This is a genomic window from Trichococcus shcherbakoviae, from assembly GCF_963666195.1.
Classification (GTDB): domain Bacteria; phylum Bacillota; class Bacilli; order Lactobacillales; family Aerococcaceae; genus Trichococcus; species Trichococcus shcherbakoviae.
In genome coordinates, this window is sequence record NZ_OY762653.1 from 1483463 (window position 1) to 1507276 (window position 23814).

Consider the following 23814-nt stretch of genomic DNA (forward strand, 5'->3'; position numbering starts at 1 on the left):
CATCGGAAGCGTATTGATGATTCAGGATAGCGAGGGAAACATGCAAAAGACAAAAAATCAGACACAAATCTATGCCTTTGTTACAGTGCTGCTATGGGCATCGGCATTTGTTTTCACAAAAATCGCGCTGACTTACTACACGGCAGAAGCGATAGGCGTTCTCCGTTATGTGATCGCTTCGCTATTATTCATTGTAATCGGGGTTTTCCAAAAAATTGGATTGCCGGAGAAAAAAGATATCCCTAAATTCCTGCTGGCCGGTGCTTTAGGGTTTTCGCTCTATATGATCACCTTCAACCAGGCTTCAAAATCGCTGACGGCCGCAACAGGCAGTGTTGTCATCGCCTCCGCGCCTATCTTGACGGCCCTGTTTGCTTGGATGATATTCAAGGAACGAATCTGCTCGCTGGGATGGGTCGCAATCATCATTGAATTCATCGGAATACTGATTTTGACATTATGGAATGGTATCCTTTCGGTGAACGCAGGTATTTTCTGGATGTTTGGCGCAGCCGTCTGCATCAGTGGCTATAATCTGCTGCAACGTTCCTTGTTGAAAAAATACTCTGCCTTACAATCAACAGCTTACAGCGTTTTGGCTGGAACCCTGTTTCTGCTGTGGTACTTACCGGATGCGGCGGTCCAATTCGGCAATGCCCCACTTCAGCAGTTGCTAGTGATGATTTTTCTGGGTGTATTCCCCAGTGCACTTGCGTATATGTTGTGGGCAAAAGCGCTGATGCTCGCACAAAAAACAAGCGAGGTAACGAATTACATGTTTGTTACGCCATTGCTGGCCGCTTTGATGGGCTTCCTCATAATGGGAGAGATCCCTGCATTGTCGACATGGTTGGGCGGCCTGATGATCTTTGCCGGCTTGTTGCTGTTCAAAAAAGCCAATACGTGATAGGCACATCGTCAACAACAACGTTATCTTAGAGGATATGTTCGCAAAGATTCGCTATCATTTCGGCGACTGATTCGTTGAATGGATTTTTGTTAAAGCATATGAAAAGCGCCTTCCGATACGGACTTTCGTATCGAGAGGCGCTTTTGCTATCTTCACTTTTGAATCCAAACTTAGCTTCTGCTGACATCCCTTGGAAAAAGAATGCTAGTGTTTGAAGTTAGTTATTCTATCTTAAAAGCTTTTTCCTTCGCTAAATAGAATGGGCGTAAATACGCGACTGTGTTGGATAATGGCAACACATCCACACTTAGGTTGATATTCAATACATTTGTTAAATAGTCCCTTCTGACAGAAATACGTTCCCATAATTCCGGATAAGATTTTTGTATTTCATGCTGGAGGTTTTCATCAGCTATAGCTACGCACTCTTCGGCACTCACTCCGGTATACCCAGGTACCGATGGGATGATATCGATCTGCAGAATCATGCCGCTTTTCAGTTTCTCAGAAGAATCTGCATAGATTGGGGAGGACATCCATTCTTCATCCGCTGTCAGATGCCCTGGATTCAAATGCCAATGATATTTGCTTTTAGGGGATACATCCTCAATAAGCTGGTACAATTCATTTCCGGCCATTCCAACTTTTATGTTTTCCAGCCAACTGACTACAGCTGCAAAATACGGTTTTGCTACGGCTTCCAAATAATCTCTTTGCGTATCCGGAAGTTGCTCTGCTTGCTCAACCACAAACCCGGTTCGACTGGATAAACCACCTTTGAATCCGGTGGTCAGGGACATAGGATCGCCCAACTGAATTTCTTTGTGAGTGGGATATATATTGGCAAGTTCAAAGCGCTGCCCTGCTGCCGCAATCGTGACGACTGAATTGTACTGCCCATCGGCGTTCAACAAATTTCCGATTTCTGTTTCTTTGCAGCCCGGTTCAATAGCATTCATGGCACGTAACATACAGCGCGAAGACAGGTTAGCGCCATATTCGTAATGCGCGATTTCGTTGGCGTTATTCGTGGTCCGGACTCCGTTATCCCCAATCATCACATACGCACCATTAACTAACTCACACTCTGTTGGGATTGTATTTTTGAGGGCATCTACAATAAAATACGGTACATCAAACAGTGTGGACGGATCGCTTTGCTTCGTCGTAAACATTTTCCAGCCGATAACACCGACCCGTTTCTTTTTGGCGATACCCAAATCAAGGAATATGGATTCAAGTGTTTTTTCATTCTCCATCGGCTGGTTAGGCAATGAGAACTGTGGGTAATGGATCAAATCGGCCGAAACACGTGCATGCGCACATAGCTTTAAATTCTCGTTGCCAAGAATCAAGGTAAATTTCTCTGGCCTTTCGACAACTAGCAGACCTTCTTCAAAACGGGGAATAAAGCCGGTTAAATACTCAAAATTGCTTGCATGCTCTTTATCCGCGTAAATGACCAAAGCCTCAAAGTTCTCCTCACTCATTCTCTGCAACAGTTTTTGTTTCCGTTCAGCAATCGTTTCAGCATTTAAAAAAGTAGGGGCAACATGCTCGAACACTTGCGGCTCGGGTATACTCTCTAATGTAATTTTTTTGTTCAGCATACTATTCTCCTCTTTCGTCTTTGATAATAGCTTTTACGTCACTTTAAAATCAACTTCCGCACTCTTATGTTTTGATTGCCTTACAACGTGATAACGATCGGGCCTTCCTTCGTCACAATGATCGTATGTTCGTATTGGGCGACCATGCTTTCTTCTGTAAAGAAGGTCCAGTCGTCATCTTCAACTTGGAAAACTTCCTCTTCGAATGTGGAAATGAAAGGCTCGAAGGCGATGACCATGCCCTCTTTCAGAATTTCGTCATCCCAGCGCGAGTAGTAATTGAAGATATGATCCGGTGCTTCGTGGATTGCGCGTCCGACACCGTGTCCGGTCAGATTTTTGATGACCGTCAAGCCATGGCGTTTCGCCACGTTATGCACCGCTTTTCCTAAGTTGCTTGTTTTTGCGCCCGGTTTTACCTTCGCAAGTCCCGCGTCGAATGCTTCCTTGGCGACTTCGCAGATTTTCTGCAGCATGACATGCCCCTCACCGACTACAAAGGAAATGCCGGTATCCGCAAAATAGCCGTTTTTGGAACCTGAAACATCGATATTCACAAGGTCCCCTTCTTCAATGATCCGATCGCTCGGAATCCCGTGCGCCACTTCTTCATTCACGCTGATGCACGTATATCCAGGGAAATCGTATTCCCCTTTTGGTGCCGATTGCGCTCCTGCTTTTTCAAAAAGCTCCTTCGCGATATCATCAAGCTCTTTAGTGGTGATTCCAGGTTTCGTGGCTTGGACCATTTCATCGCGGATCGCTCCGCAAATGCCGCCAATTTCTTTTAATCCGTTAAAATCCTCTTCCGTCTGTGCAATCATTTTGTATCCTCACTTCTTAAAGCATTTTTGATTATCTTTCCAGTTAGATTCTATCACAAACGGAAGAAATATTTCTTCAGCGACACCAAATAAAGCTATCTCTTTTTGAATGGCACAAATTTTTTAACAATCCATTTTGCGCAGAAAAATCCTATCGCCAACGAGCCGAGTAATAGCAGTAGCGAAGGGACTAACTTATTGAGTCCCTCGCCATAGAAATAATCGTGAAAAATCTGCATACCTGCGAATATTATCCCGGCGGAAATAACACTGCCGACCACGTAGTAGAGGCCCGTAGTCAAGGAGCTGCTCCTATGATGCACGTGCTCATCGGGATTGTTCATGCTCCCTCCCGAGTGCGTGAGATTCGGGCCATCAAACTTGTTGTTTGCACCCTGACCGATATTGACTCTGGAATAGATGGAACTGTCCACATTACTTTTGTCGTCGTACTTTTTCTGATTGTCTCGCGTACTCATTCCTGCACCCGCTTTCTTTTAAATACAAAGCTTCCGTTTTAGAGATCCGTTTGCTTCAAATTCATAAGGCTATTGCGTACTCTGGCAATAAGGGCAGTGGTTACAAAAAGAATAACACCAACCTTGTTGAACAGTAGAAATACATGAAAAATAGCTCCAAAAGAGTTGGTCTTATGATACCCACTCAGCAACAGCAATGGAAAAACCGTAACCAGCATCGTCAAATAATGAACCATAATCTGCTTGCGGAAGCTCCACTGTTTTAACTCATATATGATGCTTGCCAGTCCCAAGAACAAGGCCATGAATCCATAAAAAAGAAAAACCTTTGCATCGGCTGCTCTTCCCTGAAAATTATTCCATGCATACATTGACAGCATAACAGCAAAGGGAAGAGTTCCTCTGATCAATCCTTTTAAGAAAAGCTTCATTTTTATCCCCTTTCGCAAGTACCCCTTGAATCAATTCACTACTATGAAAAATATCGGGATCCAGAATAGTGTCGTTATGATGATGGCTCCGATCAAAGCTACCAAAACCAGCCGTGCTTGCTGCACATTTTGTGTTGCTTTGACTTTTTTATAAAGAAAAAAGAGCAGACCGACTATGACCAGCAAAAAAATACCATAAATCAAAAAGCCTGCGGGTTGATTAGTGGCTGACATAATAGTTCATCTCCTCTTGTATCATCCTTGATTTTGAGTATTCCGTGTTTCTATGCTGCTCTCAATCTTACTTTTGGCAAAAAGCAGCAAAAACAGGACCAGCAGAACTATTGCATTCAGGAGCAAGCCTATATGAGAAGGCAGGATATTAACGAGTATGGCCAGCACGACCAAGTTGAAAACATCTATAATCAGAGAAACCAATTTTTTCTCAGTCGCTTTTCTGCTGTAGACAAACAATAAAGCACTGCCAAGCCCGATCACGAACCACCAGAACAAAGGGACGTTTGGGTATTGGACTGCTCCAATTAGCGAAGTGCACGCGAATACGTAAGCGAAAAGATTGGATTTATTAGTAATCATGATATACCTTCTTTCTCGCTATGTATAAATACGTTTTTTTATTAACATTTTTTATGATACTATTGTAACAAATATTTTATTTTTTATATAGAAGGAAAATATTTCTCCAATGTAAAGCAGAAGTTGCTAGCAATTTAAGTGGTTTCTTTATTACTATGGACATAGGCAAAGAACCAATAAAAAGAAACGAGAGGGGATTACAATGAGTACAGGGAGTATTTTAAAAATCCAGCGGCAAGAACGCGGTATTTCGCAATTGCAACTTGCCGAGCAATTGCATGTTAGCCGACAATCCATATCAAGCTGGGAAAATGATCGGGCTTATCCCTCTTTAGACAATTTAATTGCTTTATCTGAACTTTATCGTATTTCGATTGATGACTTGCTCAAGGATAATGAGGAACTGCGACAAAAAATCGAGAGAAATCAAAATCGAGTTCAGCAATATGATGAGCATCTTATGGAAATAGATACCTCAATTTCAGATATCCAGAAGGGGGCTTTTGACTATGAAAAGAAAGACGAATTCCTTTTTTGTTTAACTCTCATCTGCTTGGGAATTTTGCTGCTACCTTTGGGTCCGGTAATCCCGATAAGCTACTTTATAGTTAAGAGAAATAGCAAAAAAGGAGGGAATGAATAACTCGATGAAAAATAGAATTGATAGCGGATGGGTCTACGCGGTTATTGCTCTGAATATTTTACTATTCTATTATCTTTTTGCTAAGACCGGAAACGCCATTTTCCTGATTTTATTTTTTGTAGAATGGATTGGGTTTACGGTATATGGATTCATTTTAATTCTTAAACCTTTACTTACCTCCCACAAAAAAAATCGACACGGAAAATAAAAACTTCTACAAATTCGGAGGCGTATCTGAATTTGTAGAAGTTTTTATGGTAAATCTTTTTACCGGATAATTAGAATACCAAAGTCATAATAGCTGCAGTTACAATATTAGCCACACTGTGGCTCATCCCCACATCTCTGCATGCTTGATATACTGCATCTTGAATGGTTCCAGTAGCGTTCTCTATAAAACTTAATAACGTTTCTAACCCCATGTATGCAGCAATGAACTTCTTCACTGACAGTGGTAGCTTGTCATAGCCCGCCCGAATGATTTTAACAGCCCAAGTGAATTTCCCACGTTGCACTTGCTGTATTATACTGTTTTGGTAAGCAATTTATGCTTTACATTACCTCTCAATAACTTTACATAGATCCCTTTACATGAATCTCTCCTGCCAGAGCAGTCATGCTCTGACCTTCTTTCGGGACAAACAGTATGTTCCTATTGGATGAAAGAACCCGCTTATGATACTCTATTTCTTTTTTAAGAAATAACGGATGATCCAACCTAGAATTGCGGTAATAGCTAGTGCGCTCACTAACGTCCACACAGCATCGAAAACTTCAATCATGGCCCTTACTCCTCTCTGAAAATAATTTTATCAGTCGAATAAATCGTCCCTTCAGAAACGTATCCCATTATCCAATCATCAACTTTAAAAGAATAGTCATAACAATAATCTAAGGGGCTCTCCTTAACAGTAAAGGAAATTACATAGCCGCTTCGGGCACTCTTGTAATCTTTCCGAATTTTCTGTATCTGAATATCTTCTTCCGCAATCCCTTCTTTTCCCTCCAGCAACTCATAGAGATTTTGTTGCGCGATATAGCTTTTCAAAGGAAATTCATAAACATAGAATCCCGTTATCAATAAAATCAGGAATCCGAGTGCAATCCATCCAGTTTTTAGCTTTTTGATGTCAATCCGCTCCTTTGCATAGGTGTTGCTGCTCTGATGCATTCAGTATTCATTCAGCATCCATTCGCATCAACCAAAAAACATCATACATATTGGAGCAATAGCGTTGCGAATAGGACGACCGCTGTAAAAACATAGAGATTCCAGCGCCGGTCCTTGTCCCTTTTCGATTCCTCAACGCCGAGTACGCTCATGAGCAGTCCCAAAAAGAATAAAGCGATGTTCTGGTAAGTAAAATCTTTTGTCCACAGGCTATACACACTCAGGATAAGCACCACTGCGCCAAAAGTGATCTTCAAAATTTTTGTGTTTTGCATACAGTTCTCCTCTGTGAGTCCTGTACCCTTCCAGCGCACAGGACTCCATAAAATATTTTATTGCTGCTCTGCCTTCTTCTCGATATAAACGTTCCGGACAACAACCAAAAGAAATAGAAAGGTCAAAAAAAGGATTACTTCAACTAAGGAAGTCGGCCAAATTCCAGGAATCCATCTGACTATCAACATGAGAATCATATAGAAGAGTACTGATTTATTATTTTTTGATTTATACTCCGGAATTTTACGTTTGACTGCATACGCCACTAAGTAGGAAATTATTACTCCTGATACAATCAAAATCAAAAACAGAATAGCGTTCTCTTTCCCGTTATCAAAGTTCAAAAAAGTGTTGCATACCAAACTTATAAGAATCAGCCCGATATAGCTGATGAAATCATTAATCAATACAAACCGATCCAACTTTTTCATAGAACCTCCCTGTTAAAATAAATTTGCCCTGTATCCACAAGACTCTTACCATTTTTACTCTTGGATATTCTCTAAGTCGGTTCATTATCAACTTTGTTTTTTAGCAACTTTAAACACAGAATAGGTAAGCAGACAAGACAAAATAAATTCAACTATAAAAATCAAAGGATACAGAAAAATAACGCTAGGATTCTCTACATTAGGGATAGGTGGTAGCCTGTTACCAAACAAAAACGAAACTACTTCATTGATTACAAACCAAAATATGAAAGTCAAACTAATTTTTATAAATGATCTCAAAGCTTCTTTCAAAGAAGCACTCTCCCTTACAATAAATTTTAAAGACCTTATTATCAAGTTGAGTGTTTTACAATCCCAAACAATTAAGACCAGCATTGTTGCAACAACACTTTTCACTTGTGAGTAATTCAGTAGAAAGTATTCCTTTACAAGAACTAAAGACGACGTTTATTCATAAATGTTCTTGTACGGAATTAAGATGTTCAAGAACTTGTATCCTCTATTTGATAAGAAATGGCACTATTCGTCAGCGCTCCCATTTCCTCCACACTTAAAACATCTTTTGTTTTGTATATTTTCTTGTCTATACAAACAATAGGCAAGATATCCATTCCATGCGTCTCTATTAAATTCCAAACATCTTGATTTTCTTTAAATTCTTTTTGCGAATGTTTTAAAGAATACAGGAAATAATTATTGGAATCTTTAAATAAGTCTTTGTACATGCTTAGCGAACGCATTATTTCAATAGCTACTTCCACTTTTTCAGACTGTGCGTTCATTTTGTCAAACACATAATATTCAATATCCATAATGAATCCCCCAATGCAACTCTGCCAACACGAATAGTATCCGTTGTTTATTTTCAGATGATGTTATCCAAGCGTCGAGAAGAAAATAAATCAATTATAATGCAATAAATGACTATAGAAGCACTACCGATTCTCTTCAACATATCTATGATACCGCTAATCCATTTTTTTCGCGAGAATTTCATAATATATCAGCCTTCAAAATATAAGTAATTTGTTGATTTTTATTAAATCGTAGTTAGGCGTCCTGGAAATACAGAGTGCTTTTTAAGCTAGATATTAGGTATTATGCTAAGCTATTCACATACCAAATAAAAAATAGGAGCTGACATAACAATATGGATTATAAAAAACAATTAATGCAACCGTTCTACGACTTCCCCGAGTATAACGACCTTACCGAAGATTATCTGTGGCCAGTTGAAGTAAAGTATTATGACCAATCAACAATTGAATTTCACCTTCCAAAATCGGACATAATAGAAGCTATGTATTCAATCGAACAACGATTAGAAGATGCGTCAAATGAACCATTTAAGATAGGTGACCGTTCTATTGCAAAGGAAAATTTAAATTACATCTCTTTTGAAGGCCGAACGTATACTTTTAGTAAAGCGTAAATAACTGAATAATATATCAGCAATCTATGAGCAGAAAAAAATACGCTAAAGTAATTTACTGCTTCTTTTCCTGCTCGACTACATAGCCGACCGAAACATTCAGTATTCATAGAAACTTTTTTCCCAATCAGCATAGCAATCCATCGTATGCATAAGGCGAATCGCTTGATAGAGTTCTTTTTGGTCCTGATAAGTGGACTCAGTTGTTCTAAAGAAACAATCGTCGCCATTAGAAAAGCAGAAAAAAGCTTGGATGGTCTCATGCAGTTCCGAGCCCGGCAGGATTTCTTGACCGAATGGGTCGGAATGAAGCCGCTCCGCTCCAATCACGACTACCGGTATTTTTCGGGCGATTTTTTTCAAAGGTTCCCGGTACTCCTTTTGAGCCACAATGCGGAACTGAGAGGGATAGATGAATAACGCAGCGGTATCTTTTAAGGTGCTCTGAAACAGCGAATCGTTTATCAACTCTTGTGATCTGATGGATTCATAGTAGAAGAACGCACTTTGAATGTTGTTCGTTTTTCCGAGCGTTGCTACTTTGAGCCGTCTATCTGTTCGGGCCATTTTGGATTTTCTTTTAAAAAATAAAACTGGCAGGAAAAACGTAAAAACAAAAACAGCACACAGAATATAAGAAATCATTTCGCCTCCTCGCCTCCTTTCAAGTTTTGATGCGAATACATTCAACTTACGCCAAAACTAATGAATAGACTAGCAACCAGTGGTTTACATGGCCGCACTTTATCAGGTTCTGCGCCATCCGCAACCAATAAGTGCGGATATGCACGCATTCGTTTCTAGAAAAAGAACGCTGTCTACGCTATCATGGAGGAAAGTATTCTAAAGGGGTGCAAAATAATGTTATTAGGAGAACGATTGAGAGAAACCCGCCAAAAGAAAGGCGTATCACAAAGTACAGTTGCTGAACATCTGAATATCAGCCGTCAGTCCATTTCCAAATGGGAAAACAACAGCAGTTATCCGGACCTGGACAATCTCGTGCGATTGAGTGAATATTACGAAGTCACTGTTGATGACCTTTTGAAAGAGAATCAGGGATTAAAAAAAAAAATAGAAGAAAACAACGAGAAGATTAAAGACTCCCAAAAGAAGTTGGCCTATATCCATGCGAATGGTGAGCGGGATGAAGGATTAGTCCTGCTGATGCTTAATCTTCTCAGTTGTTTGATTGCTCCCTTAGGTTTGTTTATCACTCCAATTATCCTGAAAAGAAACAAAGCAACAAACACCTTCTATAAACTGGTGTTTGTTGCGGGAGTGATCAGTCTCTTGGTCAACTTATTCGGTTTGTATGCGCACTTAGGCAATCTATTCCACTGGGGCGGACCCTCCAGCGTGGAGTACATAGGAAATCAATAGGGAATGGAGATTGCGTTACTTCCTATTATAAAATAGGGGTTCACGAACAGTTAACTGAGATATAAAAAATTAGAAAAGAGGTATCGTTATGAAATTTTAAAAAAATATCGTTCCTGTGTTGTGTGGCGTATTATTATTTAGTAGTGTTTCTCCAGCTTTTGTTGCTTCTGCTGCTGAATCTAGTCCGATCGAGATGAACGCTGCAGAAATTAATAACGATGCTTTGCTAGAGTACGCAATAGAGTTAGGCGTTTATTTCACTGATGATGAAGTTATAATTACTGACAGCCAACTTTTAAAACTACTAGAATTTCAAGGTGTTGAAATTCCTGAAGATGGGTCACAAGGCGGAATCTCTTTATTTAGAGAGGGCGTGACCAAAATTGTCTCTAGAGGGAGTGGTTCTTGGGATATTTATTTAAGTGCTTCTTTCATAAGAAATTACTATTGGGCAATTGGTGCTGCAGCAACCCTTATCGGGGTAATGGCTCCTGGCATTGGATGGGGACTTGCTTATGCTGCAGTAGCACTCGTTGCTGATTTAGTCAGCTCAAACACTCAAAACGGATATGTCGTTTCCATTAGAAACTATGGAATCTCAGGTACGTACATGCAATAAGAGGAGGCAGACTGATGACCAACTTTTTAAAATATATAAAAGGAAAGAACTTAGCTCTACTGGTTTTTACAACGTTTTACTTTTTCCTAAGCCGGTTTATGCTTGAAATAGATCGAATTTTTCTTAATACACCAACTGGTGTTTACGTATCCTATACATTTTTCACTTTAACATTCATATTGATTGCACGATCAATTAAAATTGAAAAGCAAGTAAAATTATTCATACTTGTCTTAGGTGTTCTTTTTGGGATACTCATGGGTTTCGCTTTTCTATAACAAAAATTGTAAGCTACGCATTTTTTAATACACTTCTTGTACTCCTTTATAGAATTTGTAAAATCTAGAACTTAGTATTTTTACTTATCCCAGCCTATATAAATTGTGGAAGAAATAATAAAAAGTTAGAAGGTGATAACAATGGACGCGGTAAAAAATTTTCTTTTAGCCTTTCTACCATTCGCGGCTATTTATCTAGGTGCATTATCAGTTGTAAGGAATGATATCAAAAAATTAGAAAAAAAATAAATGACTTGGAAGAAAAAATTGAAAACTTAAATAAATGAATCTACAAAATTATTATTTTGAACACTATGCTTGTTTTTTGAAGAAAAAGCTAAATTATAAATGTGCAATGCTAAAGTATGGTGATGCAAACAGCGGTTGCTTAGCAAAAGCAACGCAAAAAAAATGTGATTTACGCTACCAATACGAATAAAGAAGAACCAGATATAATGAAAAATAGATCCGTTGGTACTAGTAAATCTGTGTTCGTAGCGGGAGATTTTGTAGGATATGTCGCAGCTGGAGTTGTGATACATCCTAAAGGACATTCTGCTGTAGGAAGGATCGGTGGAGTATTGAAAAGCGAAAAAAGAGTGAAAAGTCTTTTTTATCACAGACCTTTCACCTTTTTGTATAGTTGACGGAGTACAAATTTTGTCTTGTCATTTTACAAGCCAATTTTTCAGGTAAATAATTTAATATGGGAGGTTTCTTTTTTGAAAAAGATTTTACCTAGATTCCCAAAAAATTATAACGTGGTCGGGGGCACAACACCTAAGGTGTTATATAATTGCGACTGCTTCTTCGTAATCTCACCCACTCGCACTGCACTGACTGGATTTTCAAATGCCTCAATGACATCCAATTCGTCCAGTAATTCCTGCATCGTATAATTTTTATACAGCCCTTTTTCGGACATCTGCTTTTTGATGTACGATAAATAGATCAATGCAATAAACTGCACGAATAATTTTCCTTCAAGCGAACTTTCTGATGAAACGGCTGTGCGCCGTAAATTCAACCGCTCTTTAAGATTTCCAAATGCTTTCTCAACGATATCTTTGTTACGGTACAAATCTAAAACGGCGATGGAATCCTTGATTTCATTGCTTATGAGGGCAAAAAATCCGTAGTCTTTTTCCGCTTGGGTAATGGCTTTTTGTTTGGGGGTTACCTTTGTCCCGCATTTTGGTGTTGAAGTGATTTCGAAGTATTTAGCGTACTGCTTTTCGTGTTCCGCTTTGCGGTTCCCGGAAACTAGTTCTCCTTCGAGCCGATCAAGAAGCGCATTGAAACGGTTCTCGTGCTCCAGTGCTTTTTCATCGCTAAAATAAAGATGCAGGTACATCCGCCGTTTCCCTTCAATCATATCGCCTTTGTACGGCCGTTTCTGTGAATACTCCCAGTCTATGGTCGCAGTATGGCTGTAAAGTTGGTAGCTGGCATTGTAATTAGCGCGTGTGCGGATGTTATCTCGAACCTTGTTCAGTTCTTCCTGCACGTATTTAAGGGATACTTTTGTGGCCATCAAAAATTTCAAATGATTTTGGTACAAGGCATCGATATTTTCCTTGCTGTAAAACCCTCGGTCCATTACGAGTTTGACCTTGCTAAAACCAAGATTGCTTAGATCGGCAAGCAAGTGCTTCACTGTTTTGACGTCGCTTATGTTGCCTGCTAACTTGCGGTAGTAAAACGGCAATCCAGATTCTTCACCAAACAACAAAGCAAGATTGATTTGTGCAAGCGGATCGTGGTCCTTATTGATACCATATTTGACTTGCTTAAGGGCTTCTGAATAGGAGGAAACACTAGTAGTATCATAAGACCAATATTCATTCTCCGTCCGTCGCTTAGCCTGCAGGCTGAAAAAACAATTTTTAGTTTCTTCCGTAACCGATGCAAACAGATCGCTGCTTCTTTGCGACGGAATACAGCTGCCGTAAGGATGGGAATGGGTGCGATCACACTTTGGAAAACGAAGCATTGTATCCTGGATTCCCGGAGACACCTAACTAGGAACAAATGCAAAACCCGTCAAATCAAGGTTTGGACAGTATTTTGAGGTTCGATTCACCTAGTTATGTGTTAAACGCATAACTAGGGAGAAATGCTTTTATATCAAGGTTTTATCCGACCTAGTTACGACTATCCGGGAATACAGGTTGTATTGCGATCTTCCAAAATGAAGAAGTAGGCAATCGAGAGTATCTGCTTATAGCTTTCAGGAAAGCAAACTTTTAGATCGGCTGTAATAGCAAGCAGTTCACCGATTTTGTCAAACAGATAGGTCGCACCGTAGAAGCTTCGTTTCATGACGGTTGATGGTATCGGCCCTTGCTTTGCAGGTGCTAATGCCGGTTGCATAGCCAACCGATTAGAGGGAACCAGGCTCCCAGCTTCGTCCAGTTTTCCGATGCAGACACGCTTGCTGCGCGACTGTTTCTTTTCTTTATCCCAATAGTTTGTTGATTCGTAAACATAGGTAGTGCCGTTCTTCTTGTTAGTTACATATACTAAACTCATAAAATCACGCTTTTCCTCGCTATAATTCACACGGGAATGAAGGTTCTATAAACTGGTGTTTGTTGCGGGAGTGATCAGTCTCTTGGTCAACTTATTCGGTTTGTATGCGCACTTAGGCAATCTATTCCACTGGGGCGGACCCTCCAGCGTGGAGTACATAGGAAATCAATAGGGAATGAAGATAGCATCACTTTTGATAAGCATTCATTGGTTTCATCACAGCGACGATTGGCTGCGGCTTGATTTAACCCTTTACCCAGAACAGCATGAGAGGAGATGATTTCATGGTGGCATTTTGGAGCTTTTTGAACTTAGCAGCACTACTATACTTGATCTATTTACTTGTTAAGATTGTTAAAAAAATAAAGTGAAACCTGAATTATTCATACCACCCCAAATCTTGATATGAACAACTCTATTTCATCTGCAATATTGGATTTTTGGCAGAGCTGTTATTTTTTCCCTTTCAAAACGTCTCTTAGAGACGAAAAGAAGCACAGAATGCGATTGTTATTGTGTTTTTGGGCATACTAATCCCTTTGTTCGAACGATTTTTTTAAATTTACGGGGTCTCCTCACCAAGACAAGGATTGAATTTGCCGTAGGATATGAAAAAATTCATCTTGGTAGACATGATGGGTGCTGAGTTTTAGCATCATGCGTCTTCCGCTGTGGATCAGTTTCCCAGCGATCTTGAAAAACCGAAGACGAATACTTTGTATCTGTAGGCCTCTGGCCTTTTCCGGGAAAGTTAGTGTGCGTATGAAATTGTTGATGTTATAGGAAAGGACGCTGACCATCATGCGGACGGCATTCTCCAAGAAATGAGAACTGTCTGTCTTGTCGAAGAAGAAGCCATTCTTGGCTTCCTTGATGAAATTCTCCATCGTACCTCTCTTCCAATACGTTTGATAGATTTGTTCAGCCGAGACGGCATTGGATAGATTGGTGATAATGAATTCATGGTGAAAAATCAGTTCATTAGCTGCCCTGACGGAACGAATACAAACCCTACGGTCATGCTTCCAAGTGCCGGCTTGATAGCGAGTCGAGTAGAAATGTTCTTCCCGCTGACTCCATTCGGTCTCATCCCCAACTTGAACAAACTCTTCCGCTATCTTGAATAAGCAGAGATTTCGTTTGAGCCGAATGACGTACTGATGCTCTTTTTCTTCACAGAGGTCATACAGTTCCGGTGCGGCAAAGCCACTATCTGCGCGAACAAGAATGGTGCTGACCGGAACAGTCTGATTATAATGCTCAAGAAGCGGATTCAAAAAATCGGCTGCTCCGTTTGAGCAGTATGTGTTTCCGGAACGCAGTTCCGCCTTCAGAAAGTCCTTGGTCAGACCATCGAATGCGACAAGCGGATGATAACCAATCGTTTGATAATGTGCATTGAAAGCCGCTTCTTCTTGATCGCCGTAGGTGTCACAATAGGTGGAATCCAAATCCAATACCATTTCTGTTGCATTACGTTGTATGCGTACCTTATCCAGCATTGCTTGATTGAGCGCTTGTAGCTGCAAAAGTGCATCGGGACTCTCACTAATGCGATCCCAAAAACGCGAAAGCGAAGGTTGTGCAGCCAATGTACTTTTTTCAAGCATCTGTTGGAAGAAAGGATCATGGCGTAAGATGTTGGCAGATGCATCGGTATCATAGCCTGCAATTAATTGGAAAATCAGTTGTTCAAGGATGGATTCATTCGAATGTGTAGGTGAAAGACGGGAGTCTTGAAATTGGAGCTCATTCTCCATCAACTGTTCGAATCCGATTGAATGAAGGAATTCTTTAACCAAAACGAGACCAGCATCCGTGGTCAGATTACCTCCAGTATTTGTAACCGTCATTTTTGCATTGAATTTTAGAGTGTTTTCATGTAAAGTTGCCATTGAGAGAACCCCTTTCTATGGTTGTTGGTGGTACATTAACCATAACAGATAGGGGTTCTTTTTTCACACCTTTTGGGTGTGAACTGGAAAGACAAAATATGTTGGAAGACTAACGTTTCCAGACGTTTTGTGAAAATCTATGAATAATTCAGGTGAAATTGTCTAGTTTTCCGATTTACTTCAATAACTACTCTACTTTATTCTTTGCAATAACTGTATTTGCAAAAAAAAAATCGATGGTGCCTATTAAGAACAGGAGTGTCAGGATATGAAAAAAATTACATTTCTTGTACTCGGGTTATTGCTGCTGTATGATCAACGGAAGTTATAGAATTTCGGGAAATAAAACTGGCTTATGGGAAGCAAGCTACTTATTACTTAGGTTGGAAAATGGGCATATTGAATTACAATCATTATTTGCGAGCCACAATCAGGAGTGGTTTCTTAAGCGTTACATATTAGCTAACCCATATATTCTACTGTGGGAGGTGCTCCCCAATGAAAAATGGTGCTGAGCAGAGCATAACCTCCCCAAAGACTAACTAAAAAGCAAACTACAGAAGCCATGATCACTCCTCTATGGAAAGTGTTTGTTGCTTTGTTTCTTTTTAGCACAATCGGCGCAATCAGGATTCCTAAAGGTGTGACTAAACAGCCAATGAGAGAAATAATTAATAAAGCCAATCCTTCGTCCCGTTCGTAACCAGACCGGATATGGTCGAGCTTCTGTTGGGAATCCTTAATTTTAAAATTATTCTCGGCTATCTTTGTTTTTAATCCTTGATTTTCCTTCAAGAGGTCATCTATCGAGATTTCATAATACTCACTTAAGCGGACCAGATTATCCAAATCAGGGTAGCTGCTATTATTTTCCCATTTGGATATGGACTGGCGGCTAATATTCAGATGTTCAGCTACTGTACTTTGGGAAAGCCCCTTGTTCTGCCGCGTTTCCTTCAATTTTTCTCCTAGTAACATTCCATACGCTCCTTTAAACCCATTTCCTTCATGATAAGGTATATTGCCCCTTTTTACCAGAAATCGATTAGGCACAAATTAGCAGCCAGCAGTTACTATTGGCGCATGCACCTAAAAAGTGCGAAGATCTGACTGCTCCCCATGGATAAATCCAGGGGGTTCCAAGGGCTGTTGGGACGTCACGGACTGTACTGGCGATATTTCCAAAAAAGTGGAGATGTCGTTTTTCTATTTCCGTTCTATTCCCAAAAGCCCTTAGACTTTCTCAACAAGGCGCCCGATGGCACCATTCGCGTTGAAGGCTCACAGCTGAACCTTTTGGTTGCTCTATCCATTTGTTAAGCTAATTGAAAATCTCGCAGTCCGAAATTGCAGGACTGGCGTCCGGTTGATTGGCAGAGCGTCTGGATGCAGGTGTCGTGGTGCGCCATGAAGGTATCAAACGTCGCGCTACATTTTGTGCGGTCAGTCTCGTTGCGTGTCGGTTGGCTGTTTTTCAGGAGGAACGCACTGTACAGATCCCGTTGGACAAGCTGCCCGGCAACAAAGGTCGTACGTTCATCACGTGTCTTTTTGATATACGTATCGTTTACGTGGTTATACTGGCTGGCACGAAATTTAAAGGTATCCACCTCGTAAAGCGCACCCCCTTCTTGGGGTGCTTTTTGCTTCACGATGGCGATCAACATGGCCGGCGCATGATAGCCGATGGACTTGCCATAGCGTTTCTTGCGGTTGAACCGCCCGTTCTTGTTGACGGTCGTTTCTTTAGCCCGCTTCATCAATGCACGGAAATCCATAGCTTCCACATAAACCTGATTACCCAGTGCCAGGATGGCATTGGCGGTTTTGTTGTGAGCTTCTTTTAATGCCACCGCCCGACGACGGTAGAGGTCCTTCAAGCGAAACCTTATTTTCATGTAGTTCTTGCTCCGTACCCAAGTCAACTTGACACCCTGCTTGACGGTACCGTCGACAGTAAAGTTGGCGGGGTTGGTTGCGCGGCGACTCCGGTCCAGTTTTCGTTGCAACAGATGAATCGCGTGGTCATAGGACGCTCCTTCTGGAAATAATTCCTTCAAGATGACGCCGTCATCACCTGCCACCGCCACCGTAGAGGTGCCGATGTCGATGCCCACTTCCGCATTCGGAGCGGGTTGTCGGCGGGGCATCCCCGTATTATTGTTGCGTTTCACTGGTGGAATGCCTTCCAACACTAGTTGCAGGAAGTATTGATCGCCGCCCTTGAACGCCTTGCGTACGATGCGGCAGTATTTCACCCGGTGCAAGGAAAGGGATTCCTGAACGAATAAATCGTTGGCACGCATAGTGACGGGCAGAATCAGCCCGTTCCACTCCAAACGGTCGCCTTTGAAGCGCATGCCTGTAGCGTTCGACTTGCCCTCCAATGATTCCAGCTGGCCGAACTTTTTGAAACGTACCTTTTTGCCTTTGCCATACAGAAGGGAGGACACACTTGTCCAGACCGCAGAAGCGATTTTTTGTGCGGTGAAGCTGTCGATATGCTTCTTGTACGCCTCGCGCATCCGCCCGATGTAAGCATGCAAAGCGTATTCCGTCATACCGAAGGTCTTTTGGATCGTTTGCAATTCCTTGTTGCATGCCGTCACACGATTCTTGTCGTTTGCTTTGATGGACAAGCGGCGTTCTGCCAGCACATCTTGGTATCGATGGTTCTTATACAACTCTGTTAGCTGCGTCTGCGCATGGTACAAGACCTTGTTATACAATTTTTCAGCAATTTTGAAACGCTTATCCAGCACTACTTGTTCATTTTGATGTGTAACAAGTCCCAGCTCTACGACGAATGAAGCTGTTTTGCTTTTAGCCATACGTGTTCCTCCTTTCTTGATGATTGCTTTGCATTTACTGGCGTTGTGAGGTCTTTTGGCTTTGGATGTATTGCTTGATCATTTCAAGCGGTGCCCCACCCACTGTGGAAACGAAATAGCTATTCGACCAAAGAGTGGGTAGCTTCGTCGTCAGTTCCTTAAACTCCTGTCTCAGCACGCGGGAAGAAACTCCCTTGATGCGTTTGACTGCTTTGTGAACCCCGAATTGTGGATCTATATCCAATAGGAGGTGAACGTGGTCTGGCATGATCTCCATTTCCTGAATTTCGACGGATAGACCGGTGCACGTTTCTACAATGAGCTCCTTTAAGCGTGCCGCTACTGGTCCGACAAGGACCTTTCGCCGATATTTTGGACACCAGACAACATGGTAGGTACAAGAATAAGTGATGTTATGATTTGATTTATATTTTTTATTTCCCATACATTGATTATACAGCGAATTCCCACATAACACAACTGAGTGCACGTCTTATATCCCCATAGCTAAAGCAAGGGGCTTTACGACGATCTTTCGGTAAGCCGCTGGGTGCTTTTAAATTCCTCCCATTTAGCCTAAAGTAAAGACATAGATAAAAAATATCTATAAATCACGTTATTATACGGAAAGTACATTTTTCGTATAATAACTAGAAAAAGAAAGTAAGAGGTCCTATGAAGAATATAAAGATTATAAAAGCTATCCTCTCCATTACAGTTTTCCTTTTAGGCGCTTATAGTTTACTCACTAAGAATTTTGCCTACCAGAATCTCAGTATGTTCTGTGCGGGTTTGCTAGTAATCACAATCGGTATTGAAGAAAGTAAGAAAGGTAAAAATCGGGGATGGACTCTCCTTTCTTTTGCCGCAGCCATCATACTAGGACTGGCACTGATTCACTCTACTATTCTATTTTTTACTTCCTGACTTTTGAGCTCCCTTCTGATTTTCTGGATGAAAATACTGTACAGGCATTTGAAGGAATAGATAGACTAAGACTTATCAGTATTCTGATTAGCTATTATTAAAGGAAAAATTCTGTTGAGAGCCCTATGACTCAAACGGCGAAAAAGAGCGAAAAGTCTATGATAAAATGACAGACTTTTGCTCTTTTTTGCATAGCTGACGGTTTAGTCCGGAAAAATGGACTCATGGACCAGAAGCAAGCTCATCATATAAACATATTATTATTTATATATTTTTTGTGATACTATTGTAACAAATATCTTGTTTTTCCATGGATGCAAGGACCGCTTGCTATACTATTTCTTTTTTTCTACTACACTGAATACGAGGAGCACATTGTGATATGAATAATTTGAATGAAAAATTGAAGCAGCTGCGGATTGATGGTAAATTCACCCAACAACAAATAGCCGATCATTTATTCGTCAGCAGACAAGCTGTTTCCAATTGGGAAAACGGGAAAAATATCCCTGACCTCAGCACCATCATTTTACTCAGCAAATTTTATGATATGTCCCTCGATACTTTGTTGAAAGGAGAGAAGGAAGTGATAAAGAGGAAGAAATTTCTAGTGAAGATTAATTTTATAGACGTTGTGCTAATAACTTCTTAAAAATAGAGAGATAGAGGTTTAAACATCATGAATTCTTATAAGCAATTTTGTCAGAACCATCCGTATCTCAATGTCCTAATAAGTTTGTCTATAGCAAGTCTGATAGGAATTGCTGCAGAATATATTATTAATGGGGATTTCATTGGTTCTGGATTCTATACTGCATCATTTTTAACGTTGCTTGCGTTGTTAAGAGTTAGACGTGAACGAAATAATCTTAAACCAAAAGAAAAATCTGACTACGTTGCAGAAGATGAAAAACATAAAATAGATTAGTAAGGAAAGCGGAAACAATAAAAAATTTCGCTTGTTCCTTATTTGGTAATAGGAGGACATCCCGTGAGAATTGCAATTTTTATCATTACCACAGTAAAAAGTATTGTGATTGGTTTGTTGCCGATCCTAATGATTCATACAATGGGCGAAGAGAACTATTCTGAGGGTTTCTATCTGTCCATTTACATCATGAAGTGCATTTTTTCTTTAATCGCAGTTTGGGGAATAAGCGAAGGCCTTGTGACATTGCTGCATTCATTCGATAGCGATGAATAAATCAGTAATCAACTCAATTGCCACTTGGTATTTTTGAAATGTAACGCCTTATTTAAATTTTTTTTGAGAGGAAATCAGATTATGCAATTCCCCCGAAAACAACGGAGTCATGGTGCCATAGACTATCTCAAAAAGAATAAGTACCTTCTTGTCATATTCATTTACTGCATTGTAGCTGCATTATTTTCTTCCCAACTCATTTTTGAGTATGGCGAAACTAAGTTTTATACAGCCTTTTTCCTGGGTGGTTTCCTGCTGATTGTTTTCCTTAAAGTCGTTTCTATAGCAACCTCGTCTAAAAAAGAAAAGTAAAGTGAGGATAACTATGACAGGCATTCTCAATATCAAAATAAAGAATATTTCTAGCGCTCAGAGACGATGGTTTGCAAAAATACGAAGTCTGATTTTAGATAGAAAGGTGATCCATTCATGCAAATTAAATTCGTAAATTTCTCAAAGCTGATGTTTATTCTCTTCATGACGTTAGGCTTCGTGCAATATTTTCTTTCATCCCAATCATATCCTTCTTATACATCCAGAGGTGGATACATTTGGGTTGCTACAATAATTTTATTCTTTTTGATACGGACATTCAAAAACAACTCAGGAAATTATTTACAAAAAATACTCGATTATGCGGTAATTTTGCTTCTTGCTCTTTATTTAATCATCGGAATATTTTAGATGATTTCCCCATAACACTTACAAGACTGACGGAGGGTACAAATGAAAAATACAAATTTCTCATTAAAGGTTTTCTTTATCATTCTTTTTCTTAGTTCTATCATCCTCAGTTTTTTTTCGGATGATTTTTCCTTCCTGCCCAAAGAATTTAACTTTGATAGTATCCTGTACCTCCTCATCCCCGCTCTCGTTTTAAATAGTAATCTTGACGATCACAGGGTAGACTCCAGTAAGACACTTTCAGCAAAGATAATTGATAGTATTTTTATGTCACTGTTCAGTCTTGCTTATGTTTCGTATGTGTTGAATTTGTTTATGCTTTATGCTCAAACGCTCTGATTCAGTAGATAAAGGAGAGGCCATGAAAAAAATCTACTTGTTTATGTATACGGCAGCATTCCTTCTCTTCCTTCTATATTTCGTGGTAATACCTCGCCAACCATTGCCTTTCTCAAATAAAGTCCATCTACTTCTGATATTAAGTAGCGCGGCTATGACATGGGGGGCAATCAAACAAAATAACCGGATCAGTATGTTTTGTGGTATAAGCGTTTTTGCACTTATATGCATGAGTTGGATTGTGCAGATCATGGTTCAGCATTTTTAACATATATAACAGGGAAACTTCCTTTTTGGGGAGCTTCCCTGTTTTTTCATATTTCTTTTATCATTTCCCAAAAATATTTTTCACTGTTCGCTTTACAAAACCAAACACACGTTCGTATAATAGGGACATAGAGATTGGAGACGATTTTTATGTATGAAACGGAATTGATTTTTGATTATGCGAAGGAACCCAGTCGCGATATCCTTTGCATCGACTGCAAATCCTTCTATGCGAGCGTGGAATGCGTGCGGCGCGGGCTGCATCCGCTCGAAACAAAGTTGGTTGTCATGAGCTATCCCTCAGCCGACCCGAAAGAGCGCGGCAGCGGATTGATCTTGGCTTCCTCCCCGGCCGCCAAGAAGGCTTACGGGATCTCGAACATCAGCCGGGCCAGGGACTTGCCCTTCCCCTATCCGCCGGGACTGGTGATTGCGGCGCCGCAGATGCGGTTGTACATGCAGAAAAATACCGAAATCAACACTATCTACAAGAAGTACGCGGACGAAGCCAACCATCACGTCTATTCGATCGACGAGAGTTTTGTCGATATCACCGGTGCCCAGAAACTTTTCGGGAAAAACTCGGCTTACGAAATGGCCAAACTCATCCAGGCTGACGTATTGCAGACGACCGGCATCTACACAACAATCGGCATCGGCGATAACCCGCTGCTGGCTAAGTTGGCGCTCGATAACGCGGCCAAGCATCAGCCGGATATGATCGCTGAATGGCGTTATCCGGATATCCCCGATACCGTCTGGAAGATCCCGGACATGACCGATTTTTGGGGCATCGGCAAACGGACCCAGCTGCGGCTCAACCAGTTGGGCATCTCCTCGATCCATGACTTGGCGCACACCAATTACTATTATTTGAAGAGCAAGCTCGGCGTCATCGGCGCGCAGCTGTATGCTCACAGTTGGGGGATCGACCGCAGCTTTCTGGGGGAAAAAGTCAAAGTCAGCTCAAAATCCATCGGCAATTCACAGGTGCTCAACAAGGATTATGTGGTGCGCTCCGAAATCGAGATCGTCCTGATTGAAATGGCCGACCAGGTGGCGACGCGCCTGCGAAAATCCGGAGCCAAGACCCAGCTTGTGAGTCTGAGCATCGGCTACAGCATCAACTACATCGATCAGCTGGGCAGGACCGGATTCCATCAGCAGCTGAAAATCCCGCCCACCAACGCCTCGAGTGAACTAGTGGCCCATATCCTGATGATTTTTGACCAGCATTACAAAGACCAGTCGATCCGGAACGTCGGCGTAGGTGCCGGAAATCTGATCTACACGGATTTTCTGCAGCTGGACCTGTTTCAGGAGCCTGATGAACAAGTAAACGAGCAAAAGAAGGATCTGATCGTCGATTCGATCCGCAAAAAATACGGATTCCGCTCACTGGTGCGGGCAGTCAGCCTATTGGAAGGCGGCCGTGCGATCGCGCGCAGCTCGTTGGTGGGCGGACACGCGGGCGGCATGTCCGGATTGGAGGAAGGTGAGGAAAATGCTGAAAGAACCAAGAAAAAGGACGGATAAGGTTTTTGAGGACTACAACGACTACCATGACCGCGGCATGATCAAGTGGGTAACGGCCTACGCGATGGATGAACTTGTAAAGTCCATCTCTGCAGGAAAAGCGGAGGCCATGAAGGACATCCCGATCCTCCCTCAACTGAGCCCTACCGAAATCGATGAAACCTTGGCGGTAGCCTTGAAAAAAAATCGCCGGGTATCGATCCAACTGAACCAAAAGGATCGCTTCGGGCGCCAAACAGAGTCCATTGAAGGCTTTTTTAAAGGCTATTGCGGAGAGGATGAAATCCTGATCGGCGAAGCATGGGTTCCGCTCGACCGCATCCGCAATGTGCATATTCTATACCAGGATAAATGGTCAAAAGTGGCGGTGTTCAAACAAAATCAATACTGATCCAAAAGGGAAGCGGCACGCGAACAGCATTGACAGTGCGATTGTTGTCTTTTTTGATGCAAAGGCTTATACTCAAATCAAAAGAGAACGCTTTCTTTTCTCT

The 23814-nt window shown here is 41.2% G+C and carries 25 protein-coding genes and 2 pseudogenes; 11 read left to right on the plus strand and 16 right to left on the minus strand.

What is annotated here, in order from left to right; translation table 11 throughout:
* Positions 1–40: 40 nt before the first annotated feature.
* A complete protein-coding gene (locus ACKPBX_RS07100; RefSeq protein WP_319994986.1) occupies positions 41–907 on the plus strand; it encodes a DMT family transporter in 867 nt (288 codons plus the stop codon).
* Positions 908–1131: 224 nt separating this feature from the next.
* Here the strand turns inward: ACKPBX_RS07100 and ACKPBX_RS07105 are convergent, their stop codons facing one another.
* The 6 genes from ACKPBX_RS07105 to ACKPBX_RS07130 all read right to left on the minus strand — a co-directional run bounded on the left by ACKPBX_RS07105 (position 1132) and on the right by ACKPBX_RS07130 (position 4851).
* Positions 1132–2517 carry a M24 family metallopeptidase gene (locus ACKPBX_RS07105; RefSeq protein WP_407702592.1) on the minus strand — a complete coding sequence of 462 codons (1386 nt, stop codon included), beginning with the start codon at positions 2515–2517 and terminating at the stop codon, positions 1132–1134.
* Positions 2518–2600: 83 nt separating this feature from the next.
* On the minus strand, positions 2601–3344 hold the full coding sequence (gene map, locus ACKPBX_RS07110; protein ID WP_288924602.1) for a type I methionyl aminopeptidase: 744 nt from the start codon (positions 3342–3344) through the stop codon (positions 2601–2603).
* 95 nt (positions 3345–3439) lie between these two features.
* Positions 3440–3823 carry a hypothetical protein gene (locus ACKPBX_RS07115; protein WP_319994988.1) on the minus strand — a complete coding sequence of 128 codons (384 nt, stop codon included), beginning with the start codon at positions 3821–3823 and terminating at the stop codon, positions 3440–3442.
* Positions 3824–3861: 38 nt separating this feature from the next.
* Complete coding sequence (locus ACKPBX_RS07120; RefSeq protein WP_319994989.1) at positions 3862–4254, minus strand: DUF3021 family protein; 393 nt, start codon at positions 4252–4254, stop codon at positions 3862–3864.
* A 30-nt stretch (positions 4255–4284) separates the two neighbouring features.
* On the minus strand, positions 4285–4488 hold the full coding sequence (locus tag ACKPBX_RS07125; RefSeq protein ID WP_068562218.1) for a hypothetical protein: 204 nt from the start codon (positions 4486–4488) through the stop codon (positions 4285–4287).
* A gap of 21 nt (positions 4489–4509) precedes the next feature.
* Positions 4510–4851: a hypothetical protein gene (locus ACKPBX_RS07130; RefSeq protein ID WP_319994990.1), complete on the minus strand. Its 342-nt coding sequence runs from the start codon at positions 4849–4851 to the stop codon at positions 4510–4512.
* Positions 4852–5053: 202 nt separating this feature from the next.
* Here ACKPBX_RS07130 and ACKPBX_RS07135 point away from each other — a divergent pair, with 202 nt between their 5' ends.
* Positions 5054–5494 (plus strand): helix-turn-helix domain-containing protein, encoded by a 441-nt coding sequence (locus ACKPBX_RS07135; RefSeq protein ID WP_319994991.1) that lies wholly within the window; start codon positions 5054–5056, stop codon positions 5492–5494.
* Between the two features lie 787 nt (positions 5495–6281).
* On the opposite strand, the gene ACKPBX_RS07140 is transcribed toward ACKPBX_RS07135, so the two are convergent.
* From ACKPBX_RS07140 to ACKPBX_RS07150, 3 genes are all read right to left on the minus strand, one after another.
* Complete coding sequence (locus ACKPBX_RS07140) at positions 6282–6665, minus strand: DUF3139 domain-containing protein (protein ID WP_086943032.1); 384 nt, start codon at positions 6663–6665, stop codon at positions 6282–6284.
* 41 nt (positions 6666–6706) lie between these two features.
* Entirely contained in the window at positions 6707–6940 is a 234-nt protein-coding gene (locus tag ACKPBX_RS07145; protein WP_068562213.1) for a hypothetical protein, read from the minus strand.
* Positions 6941–7875: 935 nt separating this feature from the next.
* A complete protein-coding gene (locus ACKPBX_RS07150) occupies positions 7876–8205 on the minus strand; it encodes an arsenic metallochaperone ArsD family protein (RefSeq protein WP_319994992.1) in 330 nt (109 codons plus the stop codon).
* Positions 8206–8543: 338 nt separating this feature from the next.
* Between ACKPBX_RS07150 and ACKPBX_RS07155 the strand changes: the two genes are divergently transcribed.
* Positions 8544–8825: a hypothetical protein gene (locus ACKPBX_RS07155; protein WP_086943027.1), complete on the plus strand. Its 282-nt coding sequence runs from the start codon at positions 8544–8546 to the stop codon at positions 8823–8825.
* A 99-nt stretch (positions 8826–8924) separates the two neighbouring features.
* On the opposite strand, the gene ACKPBX_RS07160 is transcribed toward ACKPBX_RS07155, so the two are convergent.
* The gene (locus ACKPBX_RS07160) at positions 8925–9392 is read right to left on the minus strand and encodes a hypothetical protein (protein WP_319994993.1); all 468 of its coding nucleotides are present in this window, start codon (positions 9390–9392) and stop codon (positions 8925–8927) included.
* Positions 9393–9686: 294 nt separating this feature from the next.
* Here ACKPBX_RS07160 and ACKPBX_RS07165 point away from each other — a divergent pair, with 294 nt between their 5' ends.
* A complete protein-coding gene (locus tag ACKPBX_RS07165) occupies positions 9687–10208 on the plus strand; it encodes a helix-turn-helix domain-containing protein (protein WP_319994994.1) in 522 nt (173 codons plus the stop codon).
* A 115-nt stretch (positions 10209–10323) separates the two neighbouring features.
* Positions 10324–10827 (plus strand): hypothetical protein, encoded by a 504-nt coding sequence (locus ACKPBX_RS07170; RefSeq protein WP_319994995.1) that lies wholly within the window; start codon positions 10324–10326, stop codon positions 10825–10827.
* Positions 10828–11859: 1032 nt separating this feature from the next.
* Here the strand turns inward: ACKPBX_RS07170 and ACKPBX_RS07175 are convergent.
* From ACKPBX_RS07175 to tnpA, 6 genes and pseudogenes are all read right to left on the minus strand, one after another.
* Positions 11860–13101 (minus strand): annotated as a pseudogene (locus tag ACKPBX_RS07175) (IS1634 family transposase); the annotation flags it as partial.
* A 179-nt stretch (positions 13102–13280) separates the two neighbouring features.
* A pseudogene (locus ACKPBX_RS07180) lies at positions 13281–13637 on the minus strand (IS1634 family transposase); the annotation flags it as partial.
* Between the two features lie 575 nt (positions 13638–14212).
* Positions 14213–15532, minus strand: coding sequence for an IS1380 family transposase (locus ACKPBX_RS07185; protein WP_319994998.1), 1320 nt, complete (start codon positions 15530–15532; stop codon positions 14213–14215).
* Positions 15533–15994: 462 nt separating this feature from the next.
* The gene (locus ACKPBX_RS07190; protein WP_086943021.1) at positions 15995–16510 is read right to left on the minus strand and encodes a helix-turn-helix domain-containing protein; all 516 of its coding nucleotides are present in this window, start codon (positions 16508–16510) and stop codon (positions 15995–15997) included.
* Between the two features lie 338 nt (positions 16511–16848).
* On the minus strand, positions 16849–18363 hold the full coding sequence (locus tag ACKPBX_RS07195) for a transposase (RefSeq protein ID WP_319994999.1): 1515 nt from the start codon (positions 18361–18363) through the stop codon (positions 16849–16851).
* 34 nt (positions 18364–18397) lie between these two features.
* Entirely contained in the window at positions 18398–18808 is a 411-nt protein-coding gene (gene tnpA, locus ACKPBX_RS07200) for an IS200/IS605 family transposase (protein WP_319995000.1), read from the minus strand.
* Between the two features lie 230 nt (positions 18809–19038).
* Between tnpA and ACKPBX_RS07205 the strand changes: the two genes are divergently transcribed.
* The 6 genes from ACKPBX_RS07205 to ACKPBX_RS07230 all read left to right on the plus strand — a co-directional run bounded on the left by ACKPBX_RS07205 (position 19039) and on the right by ACKPBX_RS07230 (position 23711).
* Positions 19039–19290, plus strand: a complete 252-nt coding sequence (locus tag ACKPBX_RS07205) for a hypothetical protein (RefSeq protein ID WP_086943020.1) — start codon at positions 19039–19041, stop codon at positions 19288–19290.
* Between the two features lie 382 nt (positions 19291–19672).
* Positions 19673–19942: a helix-turn-helix domain-containing protein gene (locus ACKPBX_RS07210; RefSeq protein WP_319995001.1), complete on the plus strand. Its 270-nt coding sequence runs from the start codon at positions 19673–19675 to the stop codon at positions 19940–19942.
* Between the two features lie 27 nt (positions 19943–19969).
* On the plus strand, positions 19970–20218 hold the full coding sequence (locus tag ACKPBX_RS07215) for a hypothetical protein (protein WP_319995002.1): 249 nt from the start codon (positions 19970–19972) through the stop codon (positions 20216–20218).
* A gap of 63 nt (positions 20219–20281) precedes the next feature.
* Complete coding sequence (locus ACKPBX_RS07220; protein ID WP_086943017.1) at positions 20282–20494, plus strand: hypothetical protein; 213 nt, start codon at positions 20282–20284, stop codon at positions 20492–20494.
* A gap of 1440 nt (positions 20495–21934) precedes the next feature.
* Positions 21935–23320, plus strand: a complete 1386-nt coding sequence (locus ACKPBX_RS07225; RefSeq protein ID WP_319995003.1) for a Y-family DNA polymerase — start codon at positions 21935–21937, stop codon at positions 23318–23320.
* Complete coding sequence (locus ACKPBX_RS07230) at positions 23289–23711, plus strand: hypothetical protein (RefSeq protein ID WP_119093330.1); 423 nt, start codon at positions 23289–23291, stop codon at positions 23709–23711. Before ACKPBX_RS07225 ends, ACKPBX_RS07230 begins: the two co-directional genes overlap by 32 nt.
* The last annotated feature ends 103 nt before the right edge of the window (positions 23712–23814 follow it).